The organism is Nostoc commune NIES-4072, from assembly GCF_003113895.1.
Taxonomy (GTDB): Bacteria; Cyanobacteriota; Cyanobacteriia; order Cyanobacteriales; family Nostocaceae; genus Nostoc; species Nostoc commune.
This window is the reverse complement of sequence record NZ_BDUD01000001.1, coordinates 354590-375160: the sequence shown is the minus strand read 5'-3', so window position 1 is coordinate 375160 and position 20571 is coordinate 354590. Positions and strand designations below refer to the sequence as shown.

14 protein-coding genes are annotated in these 20571 nt (G+C 41.2%); 7 read left to right on the top strand and 7 right to left on the bottom strand.

The features are described from left to right. The first annotated feature begins 45 nt into the window (after positions 1 to 45). On the top strand, positions 46 to 1239 hold the full coding sequence (locus CDC33_RS01595; protein WP_109007003.1) for an NAD(P)/FAD-dependent oxidoreductase: 1194 nt from the start codon (positions 46 to 48) through the stop codon (positions 1237 to 1239). Between the two features lie 117 nt (positions 1240 to 1356). Continuing rightward, positions 1357 to 2004 (top strand): HAD-IA family hydrolase, encoded by a 648-nt coding sequence (locus CDC33_RS01590; RefSeq protein WP_109007002.1) that lies wholly within the window; start codon positions 1357 to 1359, stop codon positions 2002 to 2004. A 32-nt stretch (positions 2005 to 2036) separates the two neighbouring features. Here the strand turns inward: CDC33_RS01590 and CDC33_RS01585 are convergent, their stop codons facing one another. Then, the gene (locus CDC33_RS01585) at positions 2037 to 2396 is read right to left on the bottom strand and encodes a DUF5615 family PIN-like protein (protein WP_109007001.1); all 360 of its coding nucleotides are present in this window, start codon (positions 2394 to 2396) and stop codon (positions 2037 to 2039) included. Beyond that, entirely contained in the window at positions 2393 to 2725 is a 333-nt protein-coding gene (locus CDC33_RS01580) for a DUF433 domain-containing protein (RefSeq protein ID WP_109007000.1), read from the bottom strand. Before CDC33_RS01580 ends, CDC33_RS01585 begins: the two co-directional genes overlap by 4 nt. A gap of 264 nt (positions 2726 to 2989) precedes the next feature. Between CDC33_RS01580 and CDC33_RS01575 the strand changes: the two genes are divergently transcribed. From CDC33_RS01575 to CDC33_RS01560, 3 genes are all read left to right on the top strand, one after another. Then, positions 2990 to 3850: a Tab2/Atab2 family RNA-binding protein gene (locus CDC33_RS01575; RefSeq protein ID WP_109006999.1), complete on the top strand. Its 861-nt coding sequence runs from the start codon at positions 2990 to 2992 to the stop codon at positions 3848 to 3850. Positions 3851 to 4369: 519 nt separating this feature from the next. After that, complete coding sequence (locus tag CDC33_RS01570) at positions 4370 to 5683, top strand: TldD/PmbA family protein (protein ID WP_109006998.1); 1314 nt, start codon at positions 4370 to 4372, stop codon at positions 5681 to 5683. Between the two features lie 321 nt (positions 5684 to 6004). After that, on the top strand, positions 6005 to 8647 hold the full coding sequence (locus CDC33_RS01560) for a chloride channel protein (RefSeq protein WP_109006996.1): 2643 nt from the start codon (positions 6005 to 6007) through the stop codon (positions 8645 to 8647). 4 nt (positions 8648 to 8651) lie between these two features. Here CDC33_RS01560 and CDC33_RS01555 read toward each other — a convergent pair whose 3' ends face one another. Genes CDC33_RS01555 through CDC33_RS01545 form a run of 3 tightly spaced genes read right to left on the bottom strand, consistent with a single transcriptional unit; the run spans position 8652 to position 11289 of the window. Next, entirely contained in the window at positions 8652 to 8870 is a 219-nt protein-coding gene (locus CDC33_RS01555) for a hypothetical protein (RefSeq protein WP_244919104.1), read from the bottom strand. Between the two features lie 9 nt (positions 8871 to 8879). Beyond that, complete coding sequence (locus CDC33_RS01550) at positions 8880 to 10037, bottom strand: glycosyltransferase family 4 protein (protein WP_109006994.1); 1158 nt, start codon at positions 10035 to 10037, stop codon at positions 8880 to 8882. Beyond that, the gene (locus tag CDC33_RS01545; protein WP_109006993.1) at positions 10027 to 11289 is read right to left on the bottom strand and encodes an O-antigen ligase family protein; all 1263 of its coding nucleotides are present in this window, start codon (positions 11287 to 11289) and stop codon (positions 10027 to 10029) included. Before CDC33_RS01545 ends, CDC33_RS01550 begins: the two co-directional genes overlap by 11 nt. A gap of 1421 nt (positions 11290 to 12710) precedes the next feature. On the opposite strand from CDC33_RS01545, the gene CDC33_RS01540 reads away from it, so the two are divergent. Continuing rightward, positions 12711 to 13538 (top strand): IS982 family transposase, encoded by an 828-nt coding sequence (locus tag CDC33_RS01540; RefSeq protein ID WP_109006873.1) that lies wholly within the window; start codon positions 12711 to 12713, stop codon positions 13536 to 13538. Positions 13539 to 13863: 325 nt separating this feature from the next. After that, positions 13864 to 14709, top strand: a complete 846-nt coding sequence (locus CDC33_RS01535) for a DUF928 domain-containing protein (RefSeq protein ID WP_109006992.1) — start codon at positions 13864 to 13866, stop codon at positions 14707 to 14709. Between the two features lie 10 nt (positions 14710 to 14719). On the opposite strand, the gene CDC33_RS01530 is transcribed toward CDC33_RS01535, so the two are convergent. Both CDC33_RS01530 and CDC33_RS01525 read right to left on the bottom strand, forming a co-directional pair. Next, complete coding sequence (locus CDC33_RS01530) at positions 14720 to 17344, bottom strand: CHAT domain-containing protein (protein ID WP_109006991.1); 2625 nt, start codon at positions 17342 to 17344, stop codon at positions 14720 to 14722. Further along, positions 17310 to 20321: a two-partner secretion domain-containing protein gene (locus CDC33_RS01525; protein WP_109006990.1), complete on the bottom strand. Its 3012-nt coding sequence runs from the start codon at positions 20319 to 20321 to the stop codon at positions 17310 to 17312. Before CDC33_RS01525 ends, CDC33_RS01530 begins: the two co-directional genes overlap by 35 nt. Positions 20322 to 20571: the final 250 nt, after the last annotated feature.

The following is a 20571-nucleotide window of genomic DNA, read 5'->3' as shown; positions in this document are numbered from 1 at the left end:
AAGTTAGTTGCCCAGCTAGCATTGACCGTCCCATAGATAAAAACGATGACTCAACAAACTTCTAGAATTTGTATCCTTGGCGGAGGCTTTGGTGGTCTATACACAGCCTTGCGCTTAAGCCAGTTACCTTGGGAATCTACGCAAAAACCCGAAATTGTTCTGGTAGATCAAAGCGATCGCTTCCTATTCTCTCCTTTACTTTACGAATTACTCACTGGCGAACTGCAAACCTGGGAAATTGCCCCACCGTTTGAAGAACTTTTACAAGGCACGGGGGTACGTTTTTATCAAGGGGTTGTGTCTGGAATTGACATCGACCAGAAACTAGTAAATGTACATGAAGGGCCGGAAATCCCTTACGATCGCCTAGTGTTGGCACTAGGAGGTGAGACACCGCTAGATTTAGTGCCTGGTGCAACATCCTACGCCTACCCATTCCGGACAATATCTGATGTCTATCGTTTGGAAGAACGCCTGCGATTTTTAGAAGAATCGGATGCTGATAAAATTCGGGTGGCGATTATTGGGGCTGGCTACAGTGGTGTAGAGTTAGCCTGTAAGTTAGCCGATAGACTAGGTGAAAGAGGACGCTTTCGGATCGTTGAAATTGCTGACCAAATCTTGCGAACTTCCCCAGAGTTTAACCGGGAAGCAGCAAAAAAAGCTTTAGAAGCGCGTGGCGTGTTTATTGATTTAGAAACCAAAGTTGAATCAATAGAGCAAAATTCCATCTCCCTAGAGTACAAAAACCAGTTAGACACGATTCCCGTAGATTTGGTAATTTGGACTGTGGGAACTAGGGTTGCGCCTGTAGTGAAATCTCTTCCTCTCAAGGAAAACCAGCGTGGTCAAATCAGTACTACATCTACTCTGCAAGTCATTGATCATCCAGAAATCTTTGCCTTGGGAGATTTAGCAGACTGCCATGATATTGAAGGACAGCAAGTCCCGGCTACTGCACAAGCGGCTTTCCAACAAGCTGATTATACTGCTTGGAATATCTGGGCAAGTTTAACGAATCGCCCCCTGCTTCCCTTCCGCTACCAACAGTTAGGAGAAATGATGGCACTAGGGATAGACAACGCCACTCTTACAGGTTTGGGAATTAAACTAGATGGCCCCTTGGCATCCGTCGCCCGGCGGATTGCCTATTTATATAGATTGCCAACTTTAGACCATCAACTCAAAGTTGGTTTTAATTGGCTAGTCCGTCCGATCATAGAAACACTTTCTCGGTAACTTAAGGTCAGTCATTAGTCATTAGTCATTGGTCATTGGTCATTAGTCATTAGTCATTCTCCCCCAGTTCCCAGTCCCTAATCCCTACTCCCCACTCTCCAATTCAATCAAATTTTGATGGAACAACCGAAAGTTATTTTTTTAGATGCTGTGGGTACACTCTTCGATGTCAAAGGTAGTGTGGGCGAAGTTTATAGTCAGATAGCCCAGGAATTTGGCGTTACAGTTTCAGCCGAAACATTGAATACAGCTTTCATTAAAAGCTTTAAAGCAGCACCGCCGCCGATATTTCCAGATGCAGAACTGCAAGATATTCCCCAGCGCGAGTTTGATTGGTGGCGGATAATTGCCCTGAACACTTTTGAAAGTGCTGGAGTTCTTAAGGAATTTTCTGACTTTTCGGCTTTTTTTAGCGAACTTTACATCCACTTTGGTACAGCCGAACCGTGGTTTGTTTATCCCGATGTTTTACCAGCTTTAATCAACTGGCGGCGGTTGGGAGTTACCTTGGGGGTGCTGTCGAATTTTGATTCTCGGATTTACTCAGTATTGCAAGGTTTAGGATTGAGAGAGTTTTTTACCTCCGTCACTATTTCTACGCAGGTACGTGCAGCTAAACCCGATCCTCAAATTTTTGCCATTGCTTTAGATAAACATAAATGTTCCCCAGAGGCAGCATGGCATATTGGCGATAGCGTTGTAGAAGATTACCACGGAGCCAAAGCAGCTGGACTTAGAGGTGTTTGGATCAACCGTGGAAAATAAGGGGATACTTTTAATTCAGCAACGCCAAATTTTTAAAGCGGAATCCAATCCAATCTATCAATCCACTCTTCTGCCTCAGTCGCTTCCCAAATCAAATAAATTGTTTCTGCCCAAATACTGAGGTTCCCACTGGAACGTAACCAAACTAATCCCCAAATATGTCGTCCATCTCTCCAGTGTTCTTCTAGATGTTCGGGCATACTTTTGCGGTTGTCTGTAACCAATATTCGTTGGGATAATTCCAGGTAGCGCAAAATATCTGGGTCAAGCGTACCTAATGGCGGTGCTTCGGCATCGCCTACACGCAGAATATCTATTGCTAGATTGAGGCGCAAAACAGATATCTTCAGCTTGGGCGACAAATTTTCATCAAGGAGAAAACGTACCTTCACCAAGAGTTTAGCAACTCCTGCTCACGTTGCACCTTTAACGCTCTTAAACGTTGCATCAAAGGTGAAGGATTAGCTAATGATTCTTGATAGCGCTGTTCTCGCCACTTTGCTAGCCGCAACATATAAGCATCTATTTCAACACGATTATGAAGGTAGTAGGTAAGCGTCGCGTAGATTTTCTCCAAATTCAGGGAAGGTAATTCCTCTATAATTTGCTCTGGTGAATATCCTTGCAAGTAATATTGAATCACATTATCAATACCAATACGATGCCCTTTGATACGTATATCATCTGGGTCTATAAACTCAAAATAATCTTCTATTTGCATTCATCTACCTCTTTAGGGTCTTTTAGGATCAATTCGTAATTCGTAATTCATAATCGAATTCTATAACTACGAATTATTTTGACATATTTTGTATTTATATTATGGAGACAATAAACCCTTTTAAGAGCGATCGCCAAACCTATTACTCTAAAAACTTCCTCTGCTCCCCCTGACCACTTCGCACTCCCTTATTCCCCTGCTGCCCTAAGACTCGTATGATCAACATATCAGAAAAACATAACAGCCAGATTTTTACCGCAAAACATGGGCAGTATTTGGGAAATCGATTTTTACTCTCGTCCGATTTTGGACGATAATCAGAAAAAAGTTTGGGAAGTCTTAGTCTGCGAAAGCGCTTTGGATATCAGTACAAAAGTAGATTCTTTGTTTCGCTATGCTCAATATTGTCCCAGTACCCAGGTAAATTCGGGCTGGTTGCGGACAGCATTACAGGAAGCTATTAACCAAGCTGGAAAAGCACCAATTAAAATCCGCTTTTTCCGCCGTCAAATGAACAACATGATTACTAAAGCCTGCCAAGACTTGGGCATTCCCGCCCAGCCTAGCCGTCGTACTTTGCTTCTCAACCATTGGTTAGAACAGCGCATGGAGGAAGTGTATCCTCAAGAAGCAGGGTATCAAGGAGGGGCTAATCCCTCAGTCCGCTTGGAAAAACCTTTGCCGCAACGTTTACCAGATGCTTTGGAAGGACAGCAGTGGGTATTTGTTACCTTAGATGCTGCGGATTTGGTAGAAATGCCAGAGTGGGAAATTGGCTTTGGTGAAGCTTTCCCCCTAGAGTTGGCGAAAGTTTCGCCCGAAACCCGGATTCCTGGGATTTTAATTTTCTCACCGAGAGCGTTGCCCTTGGCAGGCTGGATGTCTGGTTTGGATTTGGCTTTCTTAAGATTTGATACTAGCGTTGAGGCGAGATTGCTTTTAGAAACTGGTGTAACCGAAAGCTGGATTGTGGCAAATATCAAAAAACCTCAACTTTTAGCAGAAGCCAAAGGTTTTGAAGAAGCCAAGCAAAAAGCTAACGGAGTGCATTTTATCGGTGTACAGTCTGATCCCAAAGCAGAAGCTTTTGCTGGTTTTTGGCTGTTGCAAGAGGTTAATCTTTGAAAATGGGCATGGGGCATGGGGCATGGGGCATGGGGCATGGGGCATGGGGCAGGGGGCATGGGGCAGGGGGCATGGGGCAGGGGAGGCAGAGGGAGATGGGGAGAATAATAATTCATAACTCCTAACTCCTAACTCCTAACTCCTAACTCCTAACTCCTAACTCCTAACTCCTAACTCCTAACTCCTAACTCCTAACTCCTAACTCCTAACTCCTAACTCCTAACTCCTAACTCCTAACTCCTAACTCCTAACTCCTAACTCCTAACTCCTAACTCCTAACTAATGACTAATGACGAATGACTAATGACTAGTTGAGACATGGCAATGATTTGGGATAATTAACTGCGTCCATCAGTGTTGATCTGTGGTTCCAAATCGTAACTGTAAGAAACGCTGATGATTTTTGGATGGTTATCTGCGTTCATCACGTAGAAAGTTTAATCGTCGGTTTTTGACGATCGCACTTTTCAAAAGAGGGCGTTGATATGCGGTTCAAAATCCACAATTGCACTAAGAGTCATGGGTTCTGAAAATTTGTCACAAGATACACTAGCAGAACAGCTGCTGGAACTAGCTATAAAATCTGGAGCAGAAGCTGCTGAGGTGTATCAGTCGCGATCGCTTTCTCGTCCAGTGTTTTTTGAGGCAAACCGACTCAAACAGCTAGAAACTAACCAATCTGAAGGCACAGCACTACGACTTTGGCGAAACGGGCGTCCGGGACTCACGGTGGCTTACGGTTCTGTCCTAGCCGAAGTAATGGTGGAAAAAGCTCTGGCTCTAAGTCAACTGAATCTACCTGAAATGGTAGAATTAGGCTCGAACTCTGGGCCCTCTTACCCAGATTTAGGCGAAAGTGTGCCGATCAAAGTTTTGGTAGACTGGGGCAAAGAAGCGATCGCACTCATCCGTGATGCATATCCCGATGTTGTTTGCAATGGTGATTGGGAATGTGATGTCGAAACTACCAGAATAGTCAACACTAAAGGTTTAGATTGTTACTACACTGATACTACCCTCAATTGCTACATATCAGCTGAATGGGTGCGTGGTGATGATTTTTTAAGTGTTGCCGATGGCCAAACTAAGCGAGGCGAACTCCACCCGGAAATATTAGCTAACCAAATTTTACAACGGTTAATTTGGGCCGGGGAAAATGTCTCATCTCCTACTGGTCGAGTCCCGATTTTGTTCACTTCTAAAGCTGCTGATATGCTTTGGGGCACTGTGCAAGAAGCTTTGAATGGCAAGCGGGTTTTAGAAGTAGCTTCCCCTTGGGGAGAACGTTTGGGTAAAGCGGTAGTTGCACCTAGTCTCACCCTTTACCAAGATCCAGAAGCCGGCCCTTATAGTTGCCCTTTTGATGATGAAGGCACTCCTACTCAATTTTTAGTATTTATCCAAAACGGAATTTTACAGCATTTTTATGGCGATCGCACCACCGGACGCCAACTAGGTACTGACACAACTGGAAATGGTTTTCGCCCTGGTTTAGGTAGCTATCCCACCCCTGGTTTATTTAATTTTCTGATCCAGCCAGGTTCAGCATCACTACTAGATTTAATTCAAGAACTGGATGATGGCATAATTGTGGATCAAATGCTGGGCGGTGGCGGCAGCATGTCTGGAGATTTTTCAATCAACGTTGATTTAGGCTACCGCGTCAAAAATGGTCAGGTAATTGGGCGCGTTAAGGATACGATGGTTGCAGGTAATGTCTACACTGCCCTTAAGCAATTGGTTACACTAGGTAATGATGCTGATTGGAATGGTTCTTGTTATACTCCATCTTTAATAGTAGAAGGACTATCCACGACGGGGAGAAGTAATTGAATTGGGGATTGGGGATTGGGGATTGGGCATTGGGGATTGGGGATTGGGGATTGGGGATTGGGCATTGAGGTAGAAAAATGGAGTTCAGAGGTTCATTAACGGAGTTCAAAGGCTCATTAATGGAGTTGGCTCATTAATGGAGTTCAAAGACTCATTAATGGAGTTCAAAGGCTCATTAATGGAGTTCAAAGACTCATTAACGAAGTTCAAAGACTCATTAATGGAGTTCAAAGACTCATGCCCCATGCCCCATGCCCCATGCCCCATGCCCCATGCCCCATGCCCCATGCCCCATGCCCAATCCCCTAATCCCCAAAAATCATGTCTCTTCCTGTTCTGAATCAGCGCTTTCGCACCTGGTGGCAGCCTAGAAGAGGTTTAGCGATCGCCGAAGCTTGTGTTATCGGTCTGGTTGCTGCCCTATCTGCGGTATTTTTGAAAGTAGGATCGGGATGGCTGGGGACATGGCGAGTCCATAGTACCCACATTTTCCCGGTATGGCTAGCACTACCGATAATTGGTCTTTTCCTGGGATTTGTGGCTGGCTGGTTGGTGGATAGGTTGGCTCCAGAGGCTTCTAGTAGCGGTATTCCGCAAGTTAAAGCAAGTCTAGCCAATGTGCCGATAGCATTATCTTGGCGCGTTGCAGGTGTGAAGTTACTCAGTGCCATCATCGTCATAGGTTCGGGCATGACTCTGGGACGACAAGGCCCTACTGTTCACGTAGGGGCGGGTTTGGCAGCAGGGATGAGTCGTTGGGTTCCTACTTCCCCAGATCATCGGCGACAAATGATTGCAGCAGGTGCGGGTGCGGGTTTAGCAGCTGCTTTTAATGCCCCGATCGCAGGTGTATTATTCATCGTTGAAGAGTTACTCCAGGATTTATCAGGATTGACTCTAGGAACTGCGATTATCGCCTCCTTTATTGGTGGGGTGATATCCCGACTTTTAGGTGGTGGCTCTCTTGACCTTAATCTGCAATTGACGCAATCTTCTAGCCAATTCTCTATTCCAGAAATTCCCTTTTTCCTCCTATTGGGTATTTTGGCAGGATTGTTAGGTGCATTATTTGATCGCGGCTTAATATTTAGTATTAAACTTTATAGAAAATTACATCTCAGCTTACCACTACGGGTAGCTTTGGCTGGATTTATTTCTGGTGTTGTCGTGGCAATGCTCCCCGAATCCTTTCGTAATAATACGGCTTTACGAGAGTCTTTAATTACTGGAGGTTCCCAACCTACCGTAGCAGCGATCGCCTTTGTAGCACAGTTCATTCTCACACTCATCGCATTTGGTTCAGGAGCGCCAGGAGGATTATTCGCTCCCAGTCTGATTTTGGGTTCTTGTTTAGGACATATTATCGGTGTATTTGAGTTATCCATCACCGGAGCGGGTTCTCCTGCTACTTACGCGCTAGCGGGTATGGGGGGATTTTTTAGCGCTGTTTCTAAAGTGCCAATCACAGCAATTGTGATTGTGTTTGAGATGACTACAGATTTCAATCTGGTGCTACCTTTGATGATTGTTTCTGTAGCAGCTTACTTAGTTGCGGATAAAGTAGTGCCAGGTTCGCTTTATGAGAAACTTTTAGAATTAAAAGGCATCACTCTGACTAAAGAAGTTCCGATGGAAGGAGCATTAACTAAGTTAACTGCAAAAGATGTGATGCAAGAACGGGTAGAAACTCTAGATGCACAGATGAGCTTGGAAGAAGCAAAGCAGTTTTTTGCTCGTTCTCATCATCGCGGTTTCCCTGTGGTAGAAGATAGCAAGTTAGTAGGAATTGTGACGCAATCAGATTTGCTGAAAATACGCGAGAGTGCAAAGCACACGCTCCGCGATCGCAATCTAGCCAATGATATTTTCTTAAAAGAAATTATGACGCCTGCTCCGATGACAGTAACACCAATCCACACTCTAAGTAATGTGCTGTATTTACTTGATCGCTATCAAATCAGTCGCTTACCTGTGGTGGATGGACGAAAACTGATCGGAATTATTACTCGTGCAGATATTATTCGGGCGGAAGCAGATCATCTCAATTGTGATAACCGGACTCCGAAACTGCGGCCAGAACCTTCTTATATAGTTTACCAAACGCGATCGCCAAGCACTGGCAATGGTAGATTATTAGTGCCAGTAGCGAATCCCGAAACAGCAGGTATTTTATTACAAATGGCAGCAGCTATTGCCCGCGATCGCCATTATGAAATAGATTGCGTGCAAGTGATGCTGATACCCCGCCACAGTTCCCCATCAGAAACACAGGTTAGGACGGCGAAAAGTCGCCGCTTGCTACGACAGGCGGAAGTCTTAGCAAAAAAGTGGAAAATTCCCTTGCATACGCAGATCCGAGTTACCCACGATGTAGCGCAGGCAATTTTAGAGACAATCAGCGAACAACACATCGACCTAATCTTAATGGGATGGAAAGGTACCACATCTACCCCTGGTCGGATTTTTGGTAACGTTGTAGACACCATAATTCACCAAGCCACCTGCGAAGTAGTCTTAGTAAAATTAGGTAAAGCCCCCCAGTCCCCAGCCCCCAGTCCCCTCTTCAATCGCTGGCTAGTCCCGATGGCTGGTGGCCCCAATTCCCCACTGGCGATTAAATTGCTACCGGCTTTAATTACATTGGGAAATGATCCGCAAATTCATCTGACACAGGTGTTTAAGCCATTTGAATTCAAGCCAGATATGTCAGTTTCAGAACAAGCTATCCGCCATTTGATGCGGCGACGAAAGTTGTCCAGTAGTGTAGTTGCTCTCCCAGTTCAGGCTAATTCAGTCGCAGAAGGTGTGATTAACTTAGTTAAAACCGAAGGTTACGATGTTGTAGTTTTGGGAGCATCGCAAGAAGGATTGTTGCAGCAGGCGATTCAAGGTAATATTCCAGAAGCGATCGCCTCTGGTGTAGAAAGTACAGTGATTTTGGTTAGGGGTGCAATTAACAAGTAATTGTTCATTTTTTATACAATATACCAATAATCAGAGAAACAATTATTGGTATTAAGATGGGGATAGCAACTATAAGCCCCCACTTACCAAACTTAATTTCCTCTCCCTCAGATTTTAAAAACGCAATCCAACCTACAACTCCCATCAAAAGCCAAATAAACCCAAAGCCAAGGAATATAACAAACACTGAATCTTCCATTTTTCGCCAATTAATTTTATACAAAAATTTTTCTTAAATTGTAACTAAATAAGCATCAACTATTTTTGCTAAACTTTTACAAAACTGGCTAAAATCAAAAGTTTCAATGGTTTTTTGCTGTAAGTATTCTGGTTGGTAAATTACTGAATTATAGTAATTACCTTGTAGGATTTGAATTAGATTATCGGCAATTTCTTCAACGTTATCAGGATCAACTAAACATCCCAATTCCCCCTCAGCTAAGGGTTCTATAGAACCATCTTGTTTACCCGCCAGCACAGGTTTACCACAAGCTAACGCTTCTAAATAAACAATTCCAAATCCTTCTCCTTTACTAGGCAAAGCAAAAACATCGCAGAGATTGTAATAATCACACAATTCTTCATCTGGTACAAATCCTGCAATAGTGACACAATTTTGTAGATTTAAATTGCTAACTAAAGCTTGAATTCGAGGTATATCATCTCCTTTCCCTACAAGGATGAAGTGAACATTAGCGATATGCAGGCGCACTTTAAGTAAAGCATAAAGCATTTGATCATAACCCTTGTATTTTGCCATGCGTCCCAGCCGAGTTACTGTGAGAATTACAGGCTGTTTATCTGTTAAATTATATCGCTTGAGCAAGTAGTTAGGTTTAGGATTTATTTTAAATTTGTTGGCATCAAACGTATTAGTTAAAATTACTATTTTCTCAGCGTCAATGTTTTTATATTGAAGCAAGCGCTGGCGAGTGTAATTACTAACACAAATAATTTTATCTGCGTTTCCTAATGCTAATTTTATAGCATTGTTTTTAATATCCCAAACTTCTAAACCATGAGCAACTACCCAGTAAGGAATTCCAGTAAAAAGTTTTAGAATATAACAAGCAATGGCATAGTTAACATGAGTTGATATGACTACAGTGGGACGTTCGATAATAGCCATAATAATTATTTTGGTAGCAAATAAAATAGTTTGCAATAATCTTGGTAAATCTCCAAAATAATGGAACTTTGTTAAACTTAAAAATTGCAAGTTTTCCTGCTGTCTTAAATTAGGCTTGTCATACTTCAAAAATACATCATAATCAGCTTCAATATATATATTTTGTAAAGCTTGCAACAAAAACTTTGAGTAAACCTGAATCCCCCCCTTAAAATTAAATATATTGGGAAATATTAGGTAGAAATGATATTTATGAGTCATAGATTTTTTGAAAGTTTTGAATAACTCCAGGGTTTAGTTGCATAACAACATCTTTTTTATAATTAATAGCTGCTGCTATAAAATAAAACTCAATAGTTGTAAAAGTATAGTCTTCAGTAAACAAATCTGGAATTTGAGACACTAAAGACATAATAATCGGAATAGTAACTAGAGAATTAGTATGTTTAACTTTAAATGTTATTTTTTTTAAAAAATTAGTAAATAGTAATAATCCTGGAATTCCTTGTTCTGCTGACACATTTAAAAATATATTATGTGCATGATAACCTTTATGTCCCCAAACTTTTATTCCTATCTGTTCTGGAAAAACTCCTATGCCTATACCAGTGAGTGGCTTTTTAATAGTTTCATTAATAGCTGCCTGCCATATTTCATACCTTGAAAAGCCTGTTTTTATTATAGTAGTAAGCGTTTTTTTGTTTGGATTTACTAAAGCTAAATTTTTTGAAAATAAATTAATTAATGGAAATATTTTACTATCTACCAAACCAATTTTCTGTGTAGAAACTGGTATGGTGACAATGCATAAAAATAAAAAGCTAGTTAGATAAATCATTTTCCTAAAACTAATAATTTTATATATTAGCAAAAGAAACATGCCAATTATAAAAGTTAACCAACCATTTCCACTGGCAGATAAAGTTAAGGAAATTATAAAAATTAATTCGTTTATATATAATTCAATTTTAGAAATTTTATTCTGCTTTTCTAAAATCAAGCTTAGACATAATCCAATGGCTACTATTACCCCAAACTGATTAGGATTTTGCATAATTGAACCGATTTCGGGATAAAAGCTGGGAAATTTTAATAATTTGAAAATCCAGTACTTGGGAAGTAAAACTTCTAAAAAACCCAAAATTGCAATTATCTGTAGTAAATATAATATGCAACGATAGTAAAATGCTAAATTTGTATTTTTAAAAGTTAACACCAAAAAAGCAAAAAATAATATATAGTAAATTGAATATTTTAGACTATAAGTAATAGCAATAGTTGGAAAGTGGCTCATTAATGAGGAAAGCCACATCCACAAATACATTAGACTTATAGATATCAAAATTGCTTTATGCTTTTTAACAGTTTCTGGTATAGATTTTAAAGACAAACTAATTACACCAAAGCTAAATGCAGGAAGTAATAAATAATGAATACCAATATTTATTCCAGGAAATTTAATCCGCCCTAACATTGAAGAAAATAGTATGAGCAGGAAAAATATATTAATCATAACCTTGTCGTTGTGGATACTTGTTTGACAACAAAAACGTTAAATTAAACTCACATTCGCAAGTTTAAGCAGAGATTATGATATTTTGTCTCATCTTAGAGGATGTTTTAAAAGTCCTATATCTAGGTATAAAAACGTTTTAGATCCTTTTAAATCCCTCTTCAAAAAAGGAACTTTGATTCCGGTTTCTCCCTTGTTAAGGAAGGTTAAGGGGGATTAAGTACCTAAAAGCACAGCAAAATACTTTTAAAACATCCTCTAAAATACTGAGTACGTAAAGAATATTATCATATTACAGTCATAGTTGATGCACGTAAACCTAAGAGCGATCGCCAGCCTCTAAATTTAGCAAAAATAACTATCGCTGAAGCTCTGAAAGCTTAACTAGGAGCGGAGTTTGGTTCAGGAGTTTTATTTTTGAGAAATCCCAATTAACAATTCAATTCGGCAAACTTGGCACGCCCTGACTCCCCAAGCCTTGCAATCATGTATACACACGAACAAAGCCTGCCAATGCAGGCTTTGTTCGTAATTATCATTAGGACTTACGCAAAATTAGAACGCAACTCATTATTAAAAGTTAGAACGGGAGCTAGAGGAGCCTACTGCATTAGGGTCACGATAAGCTACATTATCATCGGCTTTGCGGCTCTTACGACCAAATAAACCGAGCAAGCCCAATAAACCCCAATCGCCATCCCGATAATTTCTGTCGGTAGTAGAGGTATCTGTAGTAGTATTCGTGAGAGGTTAAGGTCGAATACCAATTGTCAATAAGCACTCTTTACTTAAAATGTTGTGAAAATCGGGATCGGAAACACAATTTTTGAGGAGGCGATGCCTACGGCCGGCTACGCCTACGCGTCATCTTGATACATATCATTCATTGTTGTCGCCGAACTTCAGTACAAGAGTGAGTTTCATACCTCTGCTCTTTCCAAATTTTAAGCATATTTTCTAATTGACAAAAGTAAGATTATCTTAACCTTTCACCAATGGATAGCATCAATCTTTAGCTGCAAATATAAATCCGCTTAAAGATGCATTAGTGATTGAGTAAATAAGCATTTTGGCATAGGTTATATTACAGAGCATGGCAAACTATGCAATATTGAAGTCAGCGATCGCATTAAAACAATCTCAATTCCAGAAGGTAGAATTTTTCTTGATAAAATCGAAAAATACGTCTTCAGGTATGACAGATGCCGATAATTGAAGGCTATATTTCCGCAGCGATCGCCTATGATTTAGAAACCAGAACTCAACCCAATTAAGAGGTTTTAGAGAATTCTAAAAAGCTTTACCTCAATGGGACAATTGCAAAACTATTAACCCAAGTTGCTAGTTACTCTTATGGGCGATCGCTTTGGGACAGTAAAGCAATAAAATGCCCTCCAAGAAGAGAAAATTAGGAGGGCTAAATGCTAAACGAAATAATTTCCATATATGCTATCATAGACGACCTGTTAAAGGCGATTGGGCATAATGAAGATTGTCGTCGAGAGATGAATGACGCAGAAATTATTACAACGGCAATAACATCGGCGATGTTCTTTAATGGTAATCATAGTAAGGCTTGTACCTATATGAAAGAACATAAGTTGATATCTAATATGTTAGAAAAGTCACGATTTAACCGGAGATTACACAGTGTCTCAATGTTAATCAACGACTTGTTTCATCAAGTGGGAATGGCACTGAAGGAAATTAGTGATTCCACTGAATATCTTTTAGACTCGTTCCCAGTGCCCATCTGCGATAACATCCGTATCTTTAATGTAAAAATAATACAGTCGGCGCAGTATAGAGGTTACATCGCATCGAAAAAACGATATTTTTACGGGGTTCGAGTTCAGTTATTAACAACCAAAAATGGTATTCCTGTCGAATTTGTGTTTATGCCTGGTAGTGCCAACGATGTACGTGCTTTAAATGCCTTACCCTTGAATCTACCACCTGGTAGTGAAATTTATGGTGATTCAGCTTACACCGACTACACGATTGAGGATGACTTGGAACAAACAAGTCACATTTCTTTAAAAGTCATGAGGAAAAAGAACTCCAAGCGTCAAGACCAGCCTTGGAATCAATATATTAAACAACATACTCGGCATTATATCGAAACTGTGTTTAGTAGTATCACTTGTGTTTTTCCAAAATCAATACATGCAGTCACTTATCAAGGGTTTTTACTTAAGCTACAAGCATTCATTTTTTCTTTTACTCTTCAACAAGCTTTTATTGAATAAGTAATTTATACAACTAATAGGCATTTAAGTAGCTGAATGCTGGCAACAATGGCATCGGCACGTTGGCGCTAGGCACCAACTTTGTTGTACGCGATCGCATGAATTGAGTGATAACAAGTGCATATCAGTCGATAACCAGCAACTTGGGTTATTACCTAACTGCGTCAAACTTTACAGTTAACTAACTGGTAGTGTATTACATTTACCAACTAGCAAGATAGGTTAAACCCGTGTCTGAGAGTCGCCCCTCCGACGTGCATAAAAAAATGCTACCTGCCCTTATAATGACAATAGTCACAAGCAGAAACGGTATCTTGTTAAGTTAATGAAATGGCTCTTAACAACTGCTCTGATTTTGAGCGGCACCACCCAATATCCAGCACAATTAATAGCCCAAACTAAACAACCAGCAACCATTAAGCAGCCTGTGCAACCAGTTAAGACACCTGCTTCACCTCAACAACGTACCTCTCGACCAGTTTTTGTTTTGCCAAAAACACTTACTGGCTTAAGTCCTATATCTGGGCGTAGAGCAGGAATGGGTAGTCGAGATAATTGCCCCACGGTTCCAACTGCACTTACTGCTTTAGTACCATTGCTGAAGGAACAAAAGGTTGGGAAACAGATAGACAAATTAGTTATCGGAATTGTAGAGGGGCTAACCACCTCTGAAAGACCTACATTTTGGTTTTACGTTCCCTACACTCAGGATTTAGCTAACTCAAGTGCTAAATTTATCTTACAGGACAGTGCGGGAACGAATATTTATGAAGATGCGATCGCACTACCTCCAAAGCCCAGTATCATTGGTATTTCTCTCCCTGAGAATGTTACATCCTTAGAAGTAGGTAAAACATATCGCTGGTATTTAAAAGTCCACTGTAAGCAGGAAACAGCAAGTGTTCCTGTGTATGTAGAAGGAGGTATTCAAAGAATTAATTTAGCTTCTCGTGTTATCCAGCAATTGCAAGCAATACCTGATCCCCGGCAGAAGATTGTAATCTATGCTAAAGAAGGTATTTGGTTTGACGCTTTAACTATGCTGGCACAAATACGCCTTTCCAATCCTAATGATGCATCTGTTGAAAAAGATTGGCAAACTTTATTGCAATCAGTCAACTTAGATAATGTTGCTAAAGCTCCTATAGTCAATTCAACCAACCGTCAATAATCCTCAATCTCTACAACCAATTACCAACTAAAACATAGGGTGCCCAGTACATCGGACGGTTGTATTCGTTAGATTCAAGTAGTTTTAATTGAGCAAAGCGTAAAGCTTGGGCCGTAGTTTTACCAGTCACTACCTGGCGGTAAAATTCCTCAATAAACAAAGCTGTAGAGTTATCACCAATTTGCCATAGGGAGGCTAAAGTACTCCGCGCACCTGCACGCAGAGCAACTCCTGCTAATCCCAATGTAGCTCGGTTATCTCCTGCTGCTGTTTCGCAAGCGCTCAAAACAAGTAATTCAACTGGTTCTGTTAGTTTTTGCTCTCTACTTTTGAGCAAACTATCTAATTCACTCACATTGATACGTCCATCAGCTGCTAGGATAAAAGTGTCTTTTGCTTTAGAGCTAAATTGCCCATGAGTTGCCAAGTGAACAACTTTAAAAGGTTGAGCGTTGATGGTTTTTCCTAAATTTTCACTGGTAAAATTTTTATCTAATAATGTAGTTGTCGATACCCCTGATTCCTGAATTAATTTCAATTCAACCAAAACGTTGGGAAGTGGTGCAAACTTTTCATTTTTGGGTGGTTGCGATAGTCCTCCAGCAAGGGCATTTAATTTTTTCTGTTCTAGAGGTTTGGGAGTAAATAGTTGCAATCCGGGGCTAATAACTACAGAGTATTTTTGGACTAAATACTCTCTGCCATCATATAATACAGACATCGGGATATTTCGCAATAACCCATCTGGAATAAAAACTAGAGTATTAACTTTACTATTTTTAAGGTTTGTTTCAACTGGTTTAATTAACCAATTATAAAGTTGTTGAGAAGCTGCTTGAAGTTGCAGATTAGCATCGGGTTCGACTATTGTCTCTCGGATTTTTGTAATAACTTGCTCTACTTGCTGACGGTTGACTTGAGAAGTTTTATGAATCAACGGTTGCTTGGGAAGTTTGATAATAATTTCTAAATAGTTATCTAGGATAATCGGGTAGAAAATAGCAGTATTCGGGTTGTTGCGGTCTACTACTTTGTCTAAAACCACAAATTGGTTACTTAAGCAAGCTTCTCGAAAAAAATTGTCGAGTTCTGCAAGTTGCAAAGCTTCTATTCGCTGACGTGCTTTATCTAAATCTGGTTTTCCTTGTCCTTTCTCTTGTAAAATCAACTCTACAGACTGCCGATAAAGAGGTTCTATGCGATCGCGAAAATTAAACTGTACCTCTCGATTAACTGCAACTAAATCGCTGCGAAGAGACTGAAGAGTTGTGACAGCAGCATCATAAGCAGATATGGCGGCTTCGATATTTCCCTGTGCTTTGAGTAAGCGTCCTAACTGCCACTCAAGGCGATAAGCTATATCTGAGGCATCAATTTTTTCAGCCAGAAATAAGGCTTGCTGGGTCAAATCCTGTGCTTCTTGCAATTGTTGGTTTTGCTCGTAAACTTCTCCCAAGCTGCCCAGTGCATAGGATTCGGCACGTTCATCGCCGATGATTTTGGCTTCTTGAATGCTAGTTGCTAGAATCTCTGCAATGTCTTTTTTGTTACCAATTGTGGTTAAAGTCTGAGCAAAATTGATCCGTGCATAAATACCAGCTTGATTGGTAGGCAGATTCGGGAGTTGAGATTGGATTGTGGGTATTAATGACTTTGCTTCAGTAATGCGTTCGTTTTCGACCAGCAAACTCAGCTGATTAATCAGGGCTTGAACTTTGGCTAAAGAGTTTGGTGCAATTTTGGTAGCGTTTTGATAATGAGCGATCGCATCTTTAATGTTACTTAACGACCTGGCAGTATTACCGAGGCTAAATTCCGTCAAACTAATTTCTAGAGGCAGTTGCAGACGTTGAGCGATTTCTAAGCTTTGTTGTAAGTTTTTCTGGGATTTTTCTAGTTCGCCTAATTGTTGTAAGACATTGCCAAGCGATCGCAAAGCTGTTACTTTTACAATTGAGTCAGGTTGGGAAATTAATTGTTGGGATACTTCATTTAATATATCTAAGCTACGGCGATAAAAACCAGCAACTCGTAGAGCTTGCGCTTGGTTAATCCGGCTGCGCGTTACTCCAGCATTGTCATTTAATTTCTTCCAGATTTGCTCTGCTTGTTGTGATGTTTGCAAAGATGCATCAGTTTGTCCTTGTGCTAGTTGCAATTCGCCCTGAATGTTGAGAGTTTGTGCAAGAATTTCTAACAATTCAGATTTGGGATTGTTGACATTTAACTTTTGATTTCTCTCATCCCAGCCAAGCAAATTTAAGCTATTGCCAATAGTTGCATAAGCTTCTTTCCAGGAGCCGAGTTGCTGATATACAAGAGAGAGGTTAGTCAGTGCTGCGGCTTGTGCGAGGTTATTGCTTTGTTGTTGATAGCTACGGACAGCTTGTTGGAGAACATTTACGGCTTCAGTAAAGCGTCCAGCTTGATAAAGTGCTTCTCCTTGCTCAAGAAGTTGGTGTGGTGTTGCGGCTGGGGGTTTATTGGTTTGGATGTGAAACCCGTTTGGTGAATTTGTCTGGATTTGTTTAGCAAATGTACTAGGGATAATAGTCAGGAAAACAGCAAGGATAAATAGGACTACGGAAGTTATCGCAAATCTAACTACTCGCTTTGGCAGCTGAACTTTTGTCATATTTCACACCTCCCTGAGATACAGGGCAGTCAGCAGGTGTTTGCCAAGGGCTGTGGGGGTTGAGTTGAGGAACTTGTGCTACTAGTTTTATATTTCCCTTGCGATCGATTACCCAGCCAGAAGCTTCCACAATTGGAATTGTAGCAGCAATAGAAGTAGTTGAAACTGCTGTTGATTTTGGCACAGGCGTTGTGTTTGCCAAGTTTTCTAATTTTGGTCTTAATTTTACCCACGCAGACACAGTACTTGAATCTTGTAATGGTTCAGTGGGACTCATGGGTAGTCCGCCGCGTCCTGTTGCGACAAATGTATTTTGGAATTGCCGAGTTCCAGGTGTGCAGGCGGTGGAAATTTGGCTAGAAGCATCAACTAGATTAACTGGGAGTTCGACTAAGCCGTTACTAGGGTCTACATCAGGTTGAGTAATTTCTATATTGCCACTTAAATCAGGCGTTGCGCCTTTGGCGGTAATATCACTTGTGTTTGGCGAAAGCTCCTTTCGGGACTGGATGCCAAAGATGCCTGCAATATTTTTGATGGTGACATTCCCGCCACGGAAGTTAGCGGAATCTGCTCTAATGTCGCTATTTTCATTGGGAACAGCCACGATAAAACCATTTTTGGCATCAATGGTAATATTGCCACCAGTGATATCATTACCACTCGCGTTAGTGGTGATGCTGCTACCTCGACGCAATATCAAAAAGGGTGAGTTGATAAAGATATTTCCACCACCTCCTGTAGTGTCAGCGCTTATTTTTGCGCTGTTGTCAAGACGGATAGAGGGAGCATTCACGAACAAGTTGCCTGCATTACCGAGTCCTGAACTTCGCACAGATACTCCTGCCCTATCCCTCACGAGCAACTGCTGAGTATTAATCGTCAAATTCCCTCCCTTGCCCGCACTCAATGTAGCAGTACTTACCCCTGCACCATCTCGCACTAGCAAAGTATTAGTTTTAATTGTCAAATTACCCGCATCTCCTTTTGAGTTTCGCTGTGCAGAAGCAGCCAAGACACTGGGATACTGACCATCGGCGCTTGTACCAATCAGTTGCACATCTTGGACATCAACGCTCAAATTCCCTCCCTTACCCATACCAAATGTAACAGTATTTACATTTGCCCCATCTCGCACTAGCAAGGTATTAGTTTTAATCGTCAAATTACCCGCATCTCCTGTTGAGTTTTCCCATGCAGAAGCACCCAAGCCACTAGCATACTGATCATTGGCGGTTATACCAATCAGTTGTACATCTAGGGCAACAACGCTCAAATCCCCTGCCTTACCTGCACCATATGTATTAGTATTTACCTGTGCCCCATCTCGCACTAGCAAGGTATTAGTTTTAATCGTCAAATTACCCGCATCTCCTCTTGAGTCTTCCAGTGCGTCAGCAGACAAGAGAGTGGCATTCTGACCATTAGCGCTTATACCAATCAGCTGCACATCTTGGGCGTCAACGCTCAAATTCCCTCCCTTACCCACACTAAATGTAGCAGTATTTACATTTGCCCCATCTCGCACTAGCAAGGTATTAGTTTTAATCGTCAAATTACCCGCATCTCCTCTTGAGTTTGGCTGTGCAGAAGCAGACAAGGCACTGCGAGACCGACCATCAGCGCTTGTACCAATCAGTTGCACATCTTGGGCATCAACGCTCAAATTCCCTCCCTTGCCCTTACCTCTTGTAGCAGTACTTACCCGTGCCCCATCTCCCACTAGTAAGGTATTAGTATTAATCGTCAAATTACCCGCATCTCCTGTTGACTCTTCCCGTGCAGAAGTACCCAAGGCACTGGGAGAGTTACCATTAGCGCTTGTACCAATCAGTTGCACATCTTGGGCATCAACGCTCAAATTCCCTCCCTTGCCCTTACCTCTTGTAGCAGTACTTACATATGACCCAGCCTCAACTTGTAACGTGCTAGCACTGATATTGACATCGCCTCCCTGTCCATTTGCTTCTTCTTGCACCTGATTAACAATGTAACCATTGTTAAGATTTATTGCTCCAGTTGCATTAACCGTAATATTTCCAGCCTTACTATTATCAGAACCATTACCACTCTCTATCCCAGCTTGCAGGAAACTCCCTCCTGTCATCTCTAAATTCCGGGCATTAACTGCGATACTTCCACCACCATCAGCTTCTACATATACACCAGAATTATTAGCTAAAGAAACATCCCCTCGCGTACTAAAAGCAGGAAAGCCCAAGCGAAAGTTGTTACCATCTATCTGAAGCGCTACAGTTCCGCTTGATGTCAATCCCCCCAACTCGACTCGACCACCATAAGCATTCAGTATCCCACCATTTATGTTGACATTGCCGCCTACTAACAGCAAACTCTGACCATCTGGAACTCGTAAACCAAAAGCATCCGAACCCTCTGGGTCTATTCCTGCTGGCGCAATTGAACTATTTTGAATCGGGGAAGCCGCAATTTGATTGAATAATAAGGCATTTGGATTTACTGTTAACAAGGCTGAAGGTGCTTCTGGATTCGAGGCGCTGAAAAATCCCAAATTGCCAAACCCAATGGCATTGGCTGTTGTGGCGACAAACGAACCGCCGATGTTCAAACTAGCATCTTTACCAAAAATAATCCCATTGGGATTGATCAAAAACAGATTGGCTGTGCCCTTAGATTTGATTAAACCATCAATATTAGAAATTGACTTACCTGTTACTCGTGTCAGGATGTTCTGAATATCCAGTGCATTATTGAACAAAGCAGTACTGCCATTGGGAACAGAGAACTCCCCAAAGCTGTGGAACAGATTACCCCCTCTTGTGGTTCCACCCTCAATAATCCTGGTATTGCCCTCTAATTTCACATTGGAATTATTTGGCAGAGTGCCATCTGGGGTGATTTGGGCAACTGAGATATTTGCATAAAAGGCGATGAACCCACTTCCAATGGCAATTCCTAGACCTTGCAACCAGTCCAAACACGCACTTCTAAAAGACATTGGACTCTCCTATAGAAAAGGAAATTTAGCTTGGAAGCCTTAATCCAGAGTGTAAGTATCAGGTTAATAAACTTATGCATAAGAGAGGATATTAGCAAATTGGCGTTACTAAATCAAGTAAATAAACTAGATCAAACGCATCTAAAGTATAAGAATCCTTCAATAGCAAGGGTTTGAGCGTTTGATAGTTGAGGCTATTTTTTCAACAATATCCTTATGCAGCAAGGCTTTCACAAATTACGTGCGTTTG

What these genes read in the sequence shown, in the direction of transcription:
- CDC33_RS01575 (WP_109006999.1), top strand. Translation starts at nt 2,990, where the DNA reads ATGGGCAGTATTTGGGAAATCGATTTTTACTCTCGTCCGATTTTGGAC.
- CDC33_RS01545 (WP_109006993.1), bottom strand. Translation starts at nt 11,289, where the DNA reads ATGATTAATATATTTTTCCTGCTCATACTATTTTCTTCAATGTTAGGG.
- CDC33_RS01580 (WP_109007000.1), bottom strand. Translation starts at nt 2,725, where the DNA reads ATGCAAATAGAAGATTATTTTGAGTTTATAGACCCAGATGATATACGT.
- CDC33_RS01590 (WP_109007002.1), top strand. Translation starts at nt 1,357, where the DNA reads ATGGAACAACCGAAAGTTATTTTTTTAGATGCTGTGGGTACACTCTTC.
- CDC33_RS01595 (WP_109007003.1), top strand. Translation starts at nt 46, where the DNA reads ATGACTCAACAAACTTCTAGAATTTGTATCCTTGGCGGAGGCTTTGGT.
- CDC33_RS01535 (WP_109006992.1), top strand. Translation starts at nt 13,864, where the DNA reads ATGAAATGGCTCTTAACAACTGCTCTGATTTTGAGCGGCACCACCCAA.
- CDC33_RS01550 (WP_109006994.1), bottom strand. Translation starts at nt 10,037, where the DNA reads ATGACTCATAAATATCATTTCTACCTAATATTTCCCAATATATTTAAT.
- CDC33_RS01560 (WP_109006996.1), top strand. Translation starts at nt 6,005, where the DNA reads ATGTCTCTTCCTGTTCTGAATCAGCGCTTTCGCACCTGGTGGCAGCCT.
- CDC33_RS01540 (WP_109006873.1), top strand. Translation starts at nt 12,711, where the DNA reads ATGCTAAACGAAATAATTTCCATATATGCTATCATAGACGACCTGTTA.
- CDC33_RS01570 (WP_109006998.1), top strand. Translation starts at nt 4,370, where the DNA reads ATGGGTTCTGAAAATTTGTCACAAGATACACTAGCAGAACAGCTGCTG.
- CDC33_RS01530 (WP_109006991.1), bottom strand. Translation starts at nt 17,344, where the DNA reads ATGACAAAAGTTCAGCTGCCAAAGCGAGTAGTTAGATTTGCGATAACT.
- CDC33_RS01525 (WP_109006990.1), bottom strand. Translation starts at nt 20,321, where the DNA reads ATGTCTTTTAGAAGTGCGTGTTTGGACTGGTTGCAAGGTCTAGGAATT.